This window comes from Chryseobacterium sp. BIGb0232, assembly GCF_024810195.1.
Classification (GTDB): domain Bacteria; phylum Bacteroidota; class Bacteroidia; order Flavobacteriales; family Weeksellaceae; genus Chryseobacterium; species Chryseobacterium pennae.
Genome location: NZ_JANUEH010000002.1, coordinates 177,227 through 191,697 on the forward strand (window position 1 = coordinate 177,227; position 14,471 = coordinate 191,697).

Genomic DNA, 14,471 nt, shown 5'->3' on the forward strand with positions numbered 1-14,471 from the left:
AAAAATGGTGTTCCTAATTTAGAAACGATAAATTCTATATCATATATTTTTAAAACATCTTCTGTTTTCATCAAAAATCACTTCAGTTTCATCATCACAATCCTATCCTTCCCAGCAAAAACCACTCTATTCCCATCAATCCACTGCCCAACATATAACCCTTTTTCATCAGAAATTTTCTTCCAGGTCTTTCCAAAATCTGAAGAATAGCTAATATGCTGATCTCCTACCGCAATAATCTCCTTTCCTTTTGATCCCGGCTTTATTTTCACACAGGTCGTATAGCCTGCATTCTGTCCTGAAGCCTGAATCTGCCAGGTTTCGCCCCCATCATGAGTCGTTGCAATATTATTGATATTAGCACTCTGTTTTGTATAATCACCTCCTGCTGCAATTCCGAATTGATCATCATTAAAATCAATAGAATACATTCCCTGTGATGACTCTCCCTGAATAAAAGGGGTTTTAAAAACCTCCAGCTTTTCATTCTTAAGGTTCAATCTTAAGATTCTTGAAGCTTTGCCTCCTGTTGCAATCCATACATGCTTTTTGGTAGAGGAAATATTGGTATTACTGGCAGCAAAAGCAGCTTCTCCTTCATTTAGTTTTAAATCATTCTTAAACATACCCCATTTTCCGTCTTTATAAACAGCCAATTTCAATACATTGTCACTGTCCGCATCACTGAAAGTATATGCCAGTTTATCATTCACAAAATGTAAAGCATCATAGAATGCTGTTTTTGCAGAATCTGTAAAAACAATCTGGGATTTCAAGTCTTTTTTATCAATTTTGAAAAATCGGGCCGGGTTCACAATATTGATCGCATAGAATGAAGTTTTATTCTGTGCAAGCGTTCTGAATTCAAGTTTTTCATCAGAAAGTTTGATTTGTTTTTGATTTTTGGTATCGTTAATATCTACAAAACCGAATTTGGAATCCGAGCCGCTGTACCAAACTTTATTGTCATACAATTCAAGAGCTCTGATGCTTATTTTATCATTAAGAATTGTTTCAATGCTTTCCACCTGTTGAGAAAATGCAGTCATTCCTACAGACAGGAATACAATGGAAAAAATATTTTTCATATATTATTTTGATTGGTTATTTGCAACAAAAAAACCGCCGAAGCGGTTTATATTATTTAATCTTTCTGATATTTTTCAGGATTGTTAAGTTTACTGTTAGATTTTCCATAAAGGAAATACACTAAACCGCCTAAGAAAAGCCATACAGCAGAAAGCTCCAATGCATGAGCACTTAAGTTAAATATTAAATATATATTAATAAATACTCCTAATGCCACAACGATTTTATAAGCTGGAACTTTGAAAGGTCTGATCAAGTTAGGTTCTTTCTTTCTCATTACCCAAACAGCAATACAAACCAATGTAAATGCAAACAGGGTTCCGAAGCTAGTCATATCTGCCAGTGTAGAAATCGGTGTAAATGCAGCGATAAAAGCCACCACTACTCCTAATAAAATAATTCCTTTATAAGGTGTTTTTGTTTTTGGATGAAGCTCCCCAAAAAACTGAGGAATCAATCCATCCTTTGCCATTCCAATAAAGATTCTGGACTGTCCCATCATCATTACCATTACTACAGAGATCAATCCTACAGTAGCCGCAATGGTTACCACATTACTCGCCCAGTGTTTCCCTGCAATTTCGAATGCATAAGCTACTGGTGCTTTAATGGCATCAGGATATTTTCCTTCAGGATTAAAGTCTGAATAATGCATCATTCCTGTCAAAACAAGAGACACACAAATATATAATGCTGTACAAACTAATAATGAAACAATAATAGCAAAAGGCACATCTTTTTTAGGATTGATAGCCTCTCCTGCCTGTGTAGAAACGGCATCAAAACCAATATAAGCAAAAAAGATAGCTGCAGCCCCTGAAATAATTCCTTTAATACCATAGGCTGAAACCAAATCACCTTCAGAATTTTTAAGTTTTATCTGATCAGGAATAAAAGGTTTCCAATTTTTAACTCCATCAACTGCGTTGTAAAGATCAGTATTGGAAAAAATAATATAAACCCCTGCAATGATCACGAAAATAACGGCTGAAGTTTTCATCAAAACAATCAGGTTATTGGCGCCTGCTGCTTCTTTAGTTCCTTTTACCAATAAGGCTGTAATCAATAGAACTAGAATAAATGCAGGCAGGTTCATAGAAAACCCATCCCCTGTATAACTTGACGGATCCGATGTAAGATAAGCCGGTAAGTGAATATTAAATATCTTCAAAAATTTATTAAAATACCCGGACCAACTCACGGAAACGGCCATACTGGCCATGGCATACTCCAGGATGAGACACCACCCCATGGCCCATGCAAAAATTTCACCTACTGTTCCGTATGCATAAGCATATGCAGATCCCTCAACAGGAATAATGGAGGCGAACTCCGCGTAGCATAATGCTGCAAAAACACAGGCAATACCTGCTATAATAAAGGAGATTGCAAGTGCTGGTCCTGCATGATAATAGGCTCCTGTTCCCGTAAGAACAAAGATTCCACCTCCGATGATAGCACCTACTCCTATTGCTGTTAAACTCCATTTTCCAAGGACTTTCTTCAGCTCACTTTTCTTCATATCTGCCTCATAGGCACTTAGTGGTTTTTTAACCCAAATTTTCGACATGTTTTTTTATTTATTAAGGATTTACGAAAATATAAAAAATTTAGGAATCCTCACGTTTATCGTTAAAATTTCATCATTTATTTTATATTAAAATCTTAAAAACCTAATTAACACATTATTTAATTCATTTTAAAAAGTCCATATTTTTGCTTATTTTTGATCGCATGAATTTATATGATCTTTTTGTAAAACCCTATGAAAACTATGATGCTTTGCAGATTCTGCTTGAAGTATCAGGTGCCATTTTCGGAATTTTGAGCGTATATTTTTCCATTAAGAAAAATATATGGGTATATCCTACAGGCATTATTTCAACACTGATTTATGTATATATTCTTTTTAACTTTGGGCTGCTTGGAGATTGCCTGATCAATGTTTATTATACTGTGATGAGTGTCTATGGCTGGATATTGTGGGCTAAAAATTCGGAAGACCATGTGCATGTGGACGTTACGTGGGCGACACAAAAAGAATGGTTCTATGCAGGAATCCTTTTTATCCTGAGTTTAGGACTTGTCACATTTATTTATTATTATAAACCTTATATTGACAATCACTTTTCAATGGAAGGAACCAATCTTGGATTATATCATCTGGATTGGGCAAACTGGCTGGATATTTTTACCACTTCAATATTTTTAGTAGGAATGTGGTTTATGGCCAAACAGCGCATTGAGAACTGGATTTTCTGGATTATCGGAGATTTTATTTGTATGCCTATGATGATTTTTAAGGGGCTTGGCATCACTTCGGTTCAATATTTGGTATTTACTATAATGGCTATCTTAGGATACCTTAATTGGAAAAAAAGTTTTAAAGAAAAAAAAGTACAATAAAGTTATGAAAAATTTATTAAAAATAGCAGTTAGCATCTTTGCTATTAGCACTTTAACATCTTGTATGGCTTATACAGACGGATATGGCAGCAATGGTTATGGTGATCCATATTATAACAATGGATCTTACTACGCTCCTTCCGGATATTATGGCAATGGCGGATATTATGGTAATGACGGCTATTATTATAGAAACAACATCAATTACTACTATGATAATGGTATGCCTTACTATTATGACACTTATAATAATTCCAGAAGAAAAGTGTATGTAGAAAGAAGAAATACAACTCCTACGGTCACTTCACAAAGACCTAATAACGGTTTCCGTAATAACAACAGCGGATCTTATAACAATGGAGGATATAACAGAAACTCTAATAACAGCAACAGTGGTGGATTCAGAAATTCAAACAGCGGTTATCAGAATAATCAGGGAAATCAGAATAACCAAAATAACGGTGGATTCAGAAACCAAAACAGCAATAGCTTTGAAAACAGAACCCTGAACGCAGGCGGATTCAGAAACTCAGGAAGTGCAAATACAAATACCAATACCAATACCACTAGACCTGAATCTTCAAACGGAGGAGGTTTCAGAAACAGCTCAAGCACTCAAAGCACTCCAAACACCAGTTCAAGCAGAGAACAAAACAGTGGCGGGGGCTTTAGATAGAACAATTATAAATAACGATTATAAATAAGGAAACGAACAGTTAACACTGTTCGTTTTTCATTTTAAATATACTAATTTTGTTTCTTCATTCAGACAAAAAACAATATGGAATTTTATAAATATCAGGGAACGGGAAATGATTTTGTAATGGTAGATAACCGTGACCTTCAGTTTCCTAAAGACAAAAATATCATTGAAAAACTATGTGACAGACGTTTTGGAATAGGTGCAGACGGCCTTATTCTTCTGGAAAACGATCCTGATTATGATTTTAAAATGGTCTATTATAATTCAGACGGTGGAGAAAGTACGATGTGTGGAAACGGAGGAAGATGCCTGGTAGCTTTTGCCTTTTTTCTTGATGTTTTTGAAGACAAATGCAAATTCATTGCGATAGATGGTGAACATGAAGCAGAAATTCACAATGGGATCATTAAATTAAAGATGATTGATGTGAATACAGTCTCACATGACGGAAATGATGCAGTTCTTAATACCGGTTCTCCTCATTATGTAAAATATGTAGAAAATCTTGCCGATTATGACGTTTATACCCAGGGACACAGCATCAGAAATTCAGAAAATTATACAGAAAAAGGAATCAATGTCAACTTTGTAGAAAAAATTTCAGATCATGAAATCTTTGTAAGAACCTATGAACGAGGTGTTGAGGACGAAACTTACAGCTGTGGAACAGGAGTTACAGCTTCTGCTTTAACTTTTCTTCAAAAAGACAATCTAACTTCCGTAAAAGTTAAAACCCTGGGAGGAAATCTTAAGGTATATGCTGAAAAAAGCGGTGATTCTTTCTGCAACATCTGGCTGGAGGGTCCTGCAAAGCAAGTTTTTAAAGGTAAGGTAGATATTCTTTAAAATCAAAAACTTTTAATCAATACTATTTAGGAATGAAAAAAGCTATTCTCATTATCATTCTGCTTGTTTTTGTAGTGGCAGGATTTTTTGGTTTGAGATTTTATAATAAATACTTCGGAAATAACGTAGAAAAGGACGGTTATATTTTGATCCCTCATAAGGCAAACTTTAATCAGATTCTTGATTCTATCGCTCCGTATATTAAGGATCGCAGTTCTTTCGAAGCAGTAGCTAAAGATAAAGGACTTGTTACTAATTTTAAGGCAGGACGTTATCATATTCAAAGTGGGAAAGGAAATACAGATCTTGTTAATATGATCAAAGCAGGTAACCAAACGGCCAATTCTTTCAGAATTGGTGATTTTGGAGATATGTACCAGATGATTGGAAAGGTTACCAAAAAAACAGAACTGGATTCTCTTCATTTTGTGAATGACCTGGATGTGGTTGCTCAGGAAAAAGGATATAAGAACATTGAAGACTTAAAGAAATATTTTTTCATTGATACTTATAATTTCTTCTGGACAGTAAGCCCAAGAGAATTTTTTGCAAAATTCGATGACCAGTACAATGATTTCTGGACCAGTGAAAGAAAAAATAAAGAACAGCAATCCGGACTTACAAGAGATCAGATTTATGCACTGGCATCAATTGTTTACAAAGAATCGGGAGGGAAGAAGGACGAAATGAAGACCATTGCCGGTTTGTATTTAAACCGATACAGAAAAGGAATGAAGCTTCAGTCTGATCCTACTGTGATCTATGCGATCAATAAGCAGACAAATTTTAAAGAACAGATCAAAAGGGTATTATATAAACATTTATCTACACCTTCTCCATACAATACCTACGCCAATGCAGGGATTCCTCCGGGGCCGATCTGCGTAGTGGATAAGAACTCAGTAGATGCTGTTTTGAATGCAGAAAACAACAATTATATATTTATGTGCGCTGATCCCGCAAGATTTGGATATCATAAGTTTACAGCCAGTGCGGAAGAACATGCTGTAAATGCAAAAGCTTATCAGGATTGGCTCAATTCAAAGAATATAAAATAAGCTTTTAGCAGGCACCAGAATTTTATAGATAAAAACAATACATAAATCATAATATTTTGAAAATCAATTTAATATAAATTTTCAAAATATTAAGGGTTATCCTTTCACGATTTTATACAAAAAAATAACCTATGAAGAATAAGACAGAAATTGTCAATATTTTCACCAGAAAAACACTAGGACTTACGTTAGTACTTTCGGCAGCTGCAATGGCTTTTGCTCAGGAGAAGGCCGACATTTCAGGGATCATTGTCAATAAGAAGAACCAGCCGGTGCCTTATGCCTCTGTAACCTTTAGCAACAAAGCCAACAAATCATTCAGCGATGCGGTATTGACCGATGAAAAGGGGCAATATAAATTACAGCTTGCTCCCGGCAGCTACGACATTACTGTAGAAGCTATTGATTACAAAAAAAGCATTATTAACAAAAATATTACCGGAGCCGGAAATATTGGTGCTTTATCTATTGAAGCTTCAACGACTTCCACATTAGACGGAAAAACACAGGAGCTCCAAGGAGTTGTTATTACAGCATCTGCAGCTAAACCCTATAAGGTAGAACTGGATAAAAAAACGTACGATCCATCACAGGATATCGTGAGTAAAGGAGGAAGTCTTCAGGATGTTCTTACGAATGTACCATCTGTTACAGTAGATACAGACGGAACCGTTTCTATGAGGGGAAGCTCTAATGTAAAATTCCTGATCAACGGTAAACCTTCTTCCCTATTAGGGATTGATGATGGAGCCAATGCATTGCAGAGTATTCCGGCTGACCAGATTGAAAGAATTGAGGTCATTACCAATCCTTCTTCAAAATTTGAAGCTAGTGGAACTTCCGGTATCTTAAATATTATTCTTAAAAAAAGCAAAAAAGTAGGATTTAACGGTAGTGTAGTGGGAAGTCTTGGATACTTTCCGAGAACCTCCCTTAATGCCAATTTAAGCTGGAGAAAAAACAACTGGACCTGGTTTGTAAATGGCGGTGGTGGCTATACGGAAAACAAAACCAAAAATAATGCTGAAACCACTTACCATAATATTAAATTCCCTGATGTAAATCCTATCCCTACTGCTCAGGAAGAAATAGATAAAATCCCTACCGTTCCTGTTCATCAGCTTCAAAACTCCACTAGTAAGACATATAATAAAAACTATAATGCAAGTGCCGGTTTTGTATATGATGTTTCTGAAAAAACGTCCATCAACTTAACAGGATTGGTGAGAACTTTTGAGGGAGACGGAAATGATCTGGTAAATACCTATGACACTTTTTACAAATACACAAAAGACACCTCAGATCCATGGAAGCTTATGAACCCTTATACATTAAGGGATTCTAAAACTGTTTTTAATAATCTTGCTTTTCAGGGAGATGTAGGTTTGGATCATAAATTTAACGATAAAGGGCAAAACCTATCCTTATCATTAAGTTTACAGCGAAACAGAAGTAATAACAATGCAGACATTCTGGAAAGTGTAGATCATGTTCCTTCTGTACAGGATATTACAAGAAGACATTCTGTAAGTAAAACGGTAATCGGAAAGGCAGATTATGAATTACCAATAGGCGAAAATTCAAAAATTGAAGCCGGTTACAGATTGGATGTCAACAACAATACATATGATAACTTTGTAAGCACCACATCTAATAATCCACTGATTGCAGATTATAACAACAATACAGACTATCGGGAAATCTTCAATGCTTTCTATCTGCAGTTTAGGAGTAAGATTGGAAACTTCGGCTATCAGGTAGGATTAAGAGATGAAATTTCTAATGTTAAGATCCATTATATCAGCCAGAACCCTACGAAGGAGCCATTAGATAAATCCAAGAATTACAATAATTTATTCCCAAGCGTATTCTTAAGTTATGACATCGCTAAGAATAATCAGATCTTAGTTAATTACTCGCGAAGAATAGACAGACCAAGATCATTCTTTATGGTTCCTTTCTCAAGCTACACCAATAACCAGAATATTTTCGAGGGAAATATCGATTTAAATCCATCGTATGTAGATTCTTATGAAGTAGGCTATAACCTTACCAAGAAGAAGTTTACCCTGAACCCTACTTTTTATTATAGACATGCCACAGATGATACGAAAATGCTAGTCTACAGACCGGATGAAAGAAAAACAGTATTCTATACAAGACCGGAAAACCTGGGCAATGACGATCGTATCGGTTTGGATCTGAACTTTACCTATGATCCTTTTGCATGGTTCAAAATTATGGGAAGTGCAGATATATTCAGATACAAAACGACAGGAATTACTTCTTATGCTACCATAGATAAAGATGGTTTAGCACAGACAAGAGAATTAAACTTTACAGGAAGTGGTTTCTCTACAAGATTACGTCTTAATACAACGTTCAAACTGGATAAGACCTTAAGCGTACAGCTGCAAGGTTTCTACAGAGGTGGTCAAAAGACAGTCAGCCAGGACAGAAAGGATATGTATGCTCTAAACTTTGGAGCATCCAAAACCATTTGGAAAGGAGACGGAACTATTACTTTCAACATTCAGGATATCTTCAATACAAGAGGGATGGAAGTATTTAATTACACCAACGATTATACCCGTAGCAGCTTTATGCAATGGCAGCCAAGACAGTTTTCTATCTCTTTAACCTATAGATTCAAACAAGGTGAGAAAATAGAGCAACCTAAGAGAAAAAAGGATATTAATTCTAATACAACCGGTGACGAACAGCAAGGCCCGATGTAATAAAACAAAAATCCCGAAATTAGATTTCGGGATTTTTTATTTTTATTTTACAATTTCAGCTCTCTCTTCTTTTTCTTTTTCAGCTTCATAAATTCTTTTTCTTAAGTCGCTGGTAGAAAACCTGTGGTCTCTTTTATTGTAAAAGATCTCAATACCTTTCTCTTCACAGTATTGTTTACCAGTAAAATCTCTGTCCATATAATCATCACCAATGATTCTTACATCGATAACAAAAGATTTTAAAATATCCAGTAAATCCTCTTCTGTGTAATAAGGAATAATTTCGTCTACTGCATTTACAGCTTTCAGCTGAATATAGCGTTCAACAATAGTCTGGCTTGGTTTGTTTTTGTTGGGCCTGTCGTGAGACGGATCAATCTGCAACCCTACGATCAGATAATCGCATACTGTTTTTGCTTCTTCCAGCATTTTAATGTGCCCTGCATGTAATAAATCAAATGAGGAAAATGTAATACCTATTCTTTGTGTCTTCATATTAATGTTAAAAGTTAAAACTTCGCTGAAATAAATGTTCTTTTAAACGGGTAAAAAACCGGTGATTCAGGGAAGGTGTTTTGCAATTGTTGTTTATAATCGTTTTTAAATTGTTCTTTCATTTCATCAGGAAGCCTTTCTATATAAGGAAGCATAGCGGTTCCGGAAGCCCAGGTGAATACTGCTTCCGCATTTTCAAGAACATGAGGGAATACTTTCTCATAAACGGTGATTTCTCTTCCTTTATTGTTGAATAATATTCTGGCATAGTCTTCAATGCTCAAAACAGTATACTCTCTCTCCCATCCGTCATAAGCACTTTTATAAGGCTCAGCACCTGCAATCTTTCTGAGAAGCTGATGAACTACATATTCGTGATTTGAGGGAATCTGTACGGCCAATTGTCCGCCTTCCTTAATTTTACTGATAATTCTTGGGAAAAGCTCCTTATGATTACTACACCACTGGATAGCAGCATTGGAAATAATCAGATCATAAGTATCTCCCAAATGAAGCTGCTCTTCAATACTTCTTTTTTCAAAATTCAGTCTGCTTGTTTTGAACTGAGCCGCTTTTTCAAGCATTTCTTCAGAAGAATCTATTCCTAAGACTTTAGAATCTTCTAAGTAATCCAAAAGTTTTGAGGTAAGCTCTCCCGTTCCGCACCCCAGATCTATAACGGATATTCCCGTTCTTGATTCTACCAGTTTCAACAGATCAAAGAAAGGGGCTGAACGCTCTTCTTTAAATTGATCATATATTTCAGGATTCCAAGCCATAATGGTGGTGTTTTATGAGTTTAGTTTCTCGAATTGAGATATTTCTGCCATTCCCAGACTGTCCTTAAAGACTCTTCCAGGGAAGTTTCTGATTTCCAGTTAAGTTCTTTTTCTGCTTTTGAAGGATCTGCATAGGCAATAGTAATATCCCCTTCTCTCCTCTCACAGATCTGATAAGGAACATCTACTCCATTTGCAATTTCAAAAGCTTTTACGACTTCTAAAACGGATGACCCTTTTCCAGTTCCCAAATTATAAGTATCAATCACTGTTTCTCTGGATTGATCTTCCATAAGTTTTTTCAAAGCTGCCACGTGAGCTTTTGCAAGGTCCATTATATAAATGTAGTCGCGAACAGCTGTACCGTCTTTTGTCTGATAGTCATCTCCCCAAATACTTAGTTTCTCACGAACTCCTGCAGCGGTCTGCATAACATAGGGAACTAAATTATTAGGAATTCCTATTGGTAATTCTCCGATTTTTGCTGAGGGATGTGCTCCAATTGGGTTAAAGTATCTTAATAATGATATCTTTCTGTTGTATGCCTTAGCAAAATCGATCAGGATTTCCTCACCCATTTGCTTAGTTTTTCCATAAACGCTCTCAGGCATTTTTAACGGAGTATTTTCATCAATCGGCATTACTTCTGCCTGTCCGTATACAGTACATGATGAGCTGAAAATAAAGTTGGAGATTTCTCTTTCTTTAAATTCCTGAAGGATATTGATGAGTGAAAACAAATTGTTTTCATAATAGTCTACAGGCTTTACCTGGCTCTCTCCTACAGCCTTTGAAGCCGCAAAATTAATACACCCATCAATATTATGAGCATCAAAAACCTGTGAAAGAAGTTCTTTACGCTTAAGATCAAAAGGATAAAAAACTGGTTTTTTACCAGTGATTTCCTCTATATTATTTAAAATAAACCTCTCCGAATTGGACAGATCATCTACAATAACAACATCAAAGCCATTATTGATAAGTTCTACTACTGTATGAGAACCAATATATCCAAGTCCTCCTGTAACAAGTATTGCCATTTTTTAATCTTCGTGTTTTCCTATATTTTCTATTTCATTTTTTTCTATTTCCCTATGATTTAAATAAAAGATATAAAAAAAAACAAAACCGATAACTAATGTATTAAAAATAATTACAAAGTTATAATATGAATTGTTAATGTAACTTTTAATTAAGGTATAATTAGCAAAACAAACTAAAATAAGGATCACTACAGCAAAAAAATTGAGAATAATCTTGGTATATTTTAATTTGCAAAAAATGATTATTCCTGCAATTAAATTTACAATGATGTAAAGAGAGTATTTAAAAATATTTTCAAAAATACTCTCTTTATAATATCTAGAGTAAGACAAGGAATTGTAGGACATCACTGTATTGATCAAATAAAGTGAATAGATCCCCATAATAAAAAGATGAACTCCTAAAAAGAATTTATACTTTTTACCTTTAAGAAAAAATCCCTTCATCCCCTTTTATCCCATAAACTCAAGGACAGCATCTGTAATATACTTCAACTGTTCTTCATCCAGTTCCGTATGCATTGGTAGAGAAACTACCTGACCCAAAAGCTTATCTGTATTTACAAAGTCAGCATCATTGCTTTCCTGGAAATAGGCTTTTTGTTTTCTTAATGCTACAGGGTAGTAGATCATTGCCGGAATTTCCTTTTCAGTAAGGAACTTCTGAAGTTCGTCACGTTTTCCATTCAGAATTCTTAATGTATACTGGTGAAATACATGAGTAGAGCTTTCAGATCTTTTTGGAGTTAAGATATTCGGATTTCCTGCGAACGCTTCATCATAATAGTCAGCAGCTTTTCTTCTCGCCTCATTATATGAATCCAGGTGTGGTAACTTTTTTCTTAAAACCGCTGCCTGAATGCTGTCTAAACGGGAATTCACTCCTACCTCATCGTGATAATATCTCTCGTACATTCCATGGTTAACAATTCCTCTTAAACGGTGTGCCAGCTCATCATTATTTGTAAAAATAGCACCTCCGTCACCATAACATCCAAGATTTTTGGAAGGAAAGAAAGATGTAGTTCCTACTGTTGCCATCGTTCCGGCATATTTCGATGTTCCGTCAGAGAATGTATATTCTGCACCAATTGCCTGTGCATTGTCTTCAATTACGTATAAATTGTGCTCTTCAGCAATTTTCAGAATCTCTTCCATATTGGCACACTGCCCAAACAAATGTACCGGAATAATTGCTTTTGTTCTTGGTGTGATCGCCTTTCTTAAAGCATCTGTTGAAATAGTAAATGTATCATAATCTACGTCTACTAAAACAGATTTTAATTTAAGCAGATGAATCACCTCTACTGTTGCTGCAAAAGTAAAATCAGCAGTAATTATTTCATCCCCTTCTTTCAAATCCAGCGCCATAAGGGCAATCTGTAATGCATCAGTTCCATTTGCACATGGAATAACATGTTTTACATCTAAATAAGACTCCAATTCATTCTGGAAAGACTTTACTTCAGGACCGTTGATGAAAGCCGCGGAATCCATTACATTTAAAACTGCATTGTCTACATCATTCTTTATTTTGTAATACTGACTTTGCAAGTCAACCATCTGAATTTTTTTCATAAATAAATTATTTCTGTAAAAATAAGGATTTTAAAATCCTATCAAAAATTTTATTGATTTTGTTTTTATCTTTATACAAAAATTTATATGAAAAAAATTTTACTCTTTTGTTTCCTAACAGGTTACTCTTATAGTATTGCACAAACTCAGCTTGTTTTTGTGTATTTTAAAGACAAGCCTAATAAAGCAGTATTTTATGCTAATCCTCTTTCTGAGCTTAGCCAGAAATCGCTTGACAGACGTACAACATTAGGCATATCACTTAATGATCAGGACGTCCCTATAGAACAATCTTACATACAAAACCTTCAGAATCTAGGATTTACCGTTACAGATTATTCTAAATGGCTCAACGGAGCGGCAGTCAATGCAAGCCCTGCTCAAATTGCCACTTTGCAAACCCAGCCTTTTGTTTTATCTGTAGAAAGTTTTGCCCGAAACGGAACTCCTATAGTAAAGCAGACACCCGTTAATAAATGGAAAAATCCTACGAATACCCAGAAGGGACTTACCAATTTTGAATATGGTTCCGGTACCTTACAGATTGACCAGGTAAACATAAGACCTCTTCACATTGCAGGCTTTACAGGAACCGGAATTTCCATTGCTGTTATTGACACAGGATTTCCTACTGTGAATACCGGAAATGCTTTTCTGAGACTACGCAACAATAATAAGATAAAGGCTGGTTATGACTTTGTTACCAAATCCAATGACATCTACAACCCTTCTCTAAATGCACATGGCACCGTTGTACTGGGAGCTATTGGTGGTTATTTGGAAAATATCTTTGTAGGTTCTGCACCGGATGCGGATTTTTATCTGTACCGAAGCGAAAATACCGCTGCTGAAATTCCTGAGGAAGAACTCTACTGGATCGAAGCTGCTGAAGAAGCAGACAGAAAGGGAGTAGAAATTATCACAACCTCACTTGGATATCAAGCATTTGACAATCCTCAATACAGTTATACTTATGCCGATATGAACGGAACTACGTCCTTTATTGCAAGGGGAGCCGGAATTGCTGCTGAAAAAGGAATTTTTGTTCTTGCTGCGGCAGGAAATTCAGGGGATAAACCATGGCATTATCTTTTAACTCCCTCAGACAACGCCAAGGTATTTACGATCGGAGCAGTAGATTCTTCAGGAAATACATCTGTATTCTCTTCTTTCGGACCTAATTCACTGGGAGTCATTAAACCGGATGGAAGTGCTAGAGGAACTGCTACTGCAACTGTTTTAGGAGATACCACCTTTACGAGTACCGGGACTTCCCTTGCTACTCCTATTGCTGCAGGAGGTGTTGCCTGTCTTCTCCAGGTATTTCCTACCATGAATAGGGATCAGCTCAAAACAAAGCTAAGACAGACAGCTTCACTTTATCCTAACCACACAGATCAGATAGGATATGGCATTCTTAACTTCGGAAGTCTTTACAATGGCGTGTTAAATACTTCTGAAATTGTAAAAAAAGAAAAATTCGCGTTGTTTCCGAATCCTGTTAAAAACATTCTTAATATTGCCTCAGAAGATGACATCAGTTCGCTGGAAATTTATGACAATCTGGGAAGGCTGATAAGAAAAGTGAATAATCAGAAGTCTGTAAGGGTTGATGATTTTGCAAAAGGTATTTACTATCTGAAAATACAGACCCTTGATAAAGGGTATTATAAAAAGTTTATAAAGGAATAATCTTCATTATTTTAAACACAAATAACACTATTTTATTACTAATA

Annotated in this window: 12 protein-coding genes; 6 read left to right on the forward strand and 6 right to left on the reverse strand. The window is 35.6% G+C overall.

Features of this window, described 5'->3' with window-relative positions; all coding sequences use genetic code 11:
• Positions 1–77: 77 nt before the first annotated feature.
• Together M2372_RS06960 and M2372_RS06965 are read right to left on the reverse strand one after the other, a co-directional pair.
• Positions 78–1,088: a glycosyl hydrolase gene (locus M2372_RS06960; RefSeq protein WP_123319682.1), complete on the reverse strand. Its 1,011-nt coding sequence runs from the start codon at positions 1,086–1,088 to the stop codon at positions 78–80.
• A gap of 56 nt (positions 1,089–1,144) precedes the next feature.
• Complete coding sequence (locus tag M2372_RS06965; protein ID WP_115972328.1) at positions 1,145–2,659, reverse strand: amino acid permease; 1,515 nt, start codon at positions 2,657–2,659, stop codon at positions 1,145–1,147.
• 164 nt (positions 2,660–2,823) lie between these two features.
• On the opposite strand from M2372_RS06965, the gene pnuC reads away from it, so the two are divergent.
• The 5 genes from pnuC (at position 2,824) to M2372_RS06990 (ending at position 8,840) form a co-directional block, all read left to right on the forward strand.
• Positions 2,824–3,495, forward strand: coding sequence for a nicotinamide riboside transporter PnuC (gene pnuC, locus M2372_RS06970; RefSeq protein ID WP_115972329.1), 672 nt, complete (start codon positions 2,824–2,826; stop codon positions 3,493–3,495).
• Between the two features lie 4 nt (positions 3,496–3,499).
• On the forward strand, positions 3,500–4,171 hold the full coding sequence (locus M2372_RS06975) for a hypothetical protein (protein WP_123319683.1): 672 nt from the start codon (positions 3,500–3,502) through the stop codon (positions 4,169–4,171).
• A 105-nt stretch (positions 4,172–4,276) separates the two neighbouring features.
• Positions 4,277–5,044: a diaminopimelate epimerase gene (gene dapF / locus M2372_RS06980; protein WP_123319684.1), complete on the forward strand. Its 768-nt coding sequence runs from the start codon at positions 4,277–4,279 to the stop codon at positions 5,042–5,044.
• A 32-nt stretch (positions 5,045–5,076) separates the two neighbouring features.
• A complete protein-coding gene (mltG, locus tag M2372_RS06985) occupies positions 5,077–6,102 on the forward strand; it encodes an endolytic transglycosylase MltG (RefSeq protein WP_115972332.1) in 1,026 nt (341 codons plus the stop codon).
• Positions 6,103–6,233: 131 nt separating this feature from the next.
• Entirely contained in the window at positions 6,234–8,840 is a 2,607-nt protein-coding gene (locus M2372_RS06990; RefSeq protein WP_123319685.1) for a TonB-dependent receptor domain-containing protein, read from the forward strand.
• Between the two features lie 42 nt (positions 8,841–8,882).
• On the opposite strand, the gene M2372_RS06995 is transcribed toward M2372_RS06990, so the two are convergent.
• From M2372_RS06995 to M2372_RS07010, 4 genes are all read right to left on the reverse strand, one after another.
• Complete coding sequence (locus M2372_RS06995) at positions 8,883–9,335, reverse strand: adenylyltransferase/cytidyltransferase family protein (RefSeq protein WP_115973870.1); 453 nt, start codon at positions 9,333–9,335, stop codon at positions 8,883–8,885.
• A gap of 14 nt (positions 9,336–9,349) precedes the next feature.
• Entirely contained in the window at positions 9,350–10,114 is a 765-nt protein-coding gene (locus M2372_RS07000; RefSeq protein WP_123319686.1) for a methyltransferase domain-containing protein, read from the reverse strand.
• A gap of 20 nt (positions 10,115–10,134) precedes the next feature.
• On the reverse strand, positions 10,135–11,154 hold the full coding sequence (gene galE / locus M2372_RS07005; RefSeq protein WP_123319687.1) for a UDP-glucose 4-epimerase GalE: 1,020 nt from the start codon (positions 11,152–11,154) through the stop codon (positions 10,135–10,137).
• A gap of 456 nt (positions 11,155–11,610) precedes the next feature.
• Positions 11,611–12,735, reverse strand: a complete 1,125-nt coding sequence (locus tag M2372_RS07010; protein WP_123319688.1) for a DegT/DnrJ/EryC1/StrS aminotransferase family protein — start codon at positions 12,733–12,735, stop codon at positions 11,611–11,613.
• Between the two features lie 87 nt (positions 12,736–12,822).
• Between M2372_RS07010 and M2372_RS07015 the strand changes: the two genes are divergently transcribed.
• A complete protein-coding gene (locus tag M2372_RS07015; RefSeq protein WP_123319689.1) occupies positions 12,823–14,427 on the forward strand; it encodes a S8/S53 family peptidase in 1,605 nt (534 codons plus the stop codon).
• Positions 14,428–14,471: the final 44 nt, after the last annotated feature.

Coding starts and splice junctions, on each gene's coding strand:
- M2372_RS06960 (WP_123319682.1), bottom strand. CDS start 1,088: ATGAAAAATATTTTTTCCATTGTATTCCTGTCTGTAGGAATGACTGCA.
- M2372_RS06965 (WP_115972328.1), bottom strand. CDS start 2,659: ATGTCGAAAATTTGGGTTAAAAAACCACTAAGTGCCTATGAGGCAGAT.
- pnuC (WP_115972329.1), top strand. CDS start 2,824: ATGAATTTATATGATCTTTTTGTAAAACCCTATGAAAACTATGATGCT.
- M2372_RS06975 (WP_123319683.1), top strand. CDS start 3,500: ATGAAAAATTTATTAAAAATAGCAGTTAGCATCTTTGCTATTAGCACT.
- dapF (WP_123319684.1), top strand. CDS start 4,277: ATGGAATTTTATAAATATCAGGGAACGGGAAATGATTTTGTAATGGTA.
- mltG (WP_115972332.1), top strand. CDS start 5,077: ATGAAAAAAGCTATTCTCATTATCATTCTGCTTGTTTTTGTAGTGGCA.
- M2372_RS06990 (WP_123319685.1), top strand. CDS start 6,234: ATGAAGAATAAGACAGAAATTGTCAATATTTTCACCAGAAAAACACTA.
- M2372_RS06995 (WP_115973870.1), bottom strand. CDS start 9,335: ATGAAGACACAAAGAATAGGTATTACATTTTCCTCATTTGATTTATTA.
- M2372_RS07000 (WP_123319686.1), bottom strand. CDS start 10,114: ATGGCTTGGAATCCTGAAATATATGATCAATTTAAAGAAGAGCGTTCA.
- galE (WP_123319687.1), bottom strand. CDS start 11,154: ATGGCAATACTTGTTACAGGAGGACTTGGATATATTGGTTCTCATACA.
- M2372_RS07010 (WP_123319688.1), bottom strand. CDS start 12,735: ATGAAAAAAATTCAGATGGTTGACTTGCAAAGTCAGTATTACAAAATA.
- M2372_RS07015 (WP_123319689.1), top strand. CDS start 12,823: ATGAAAAAAATTTTACTCTTTTGTTTCCTAACAGGTTACTCTTATAGT.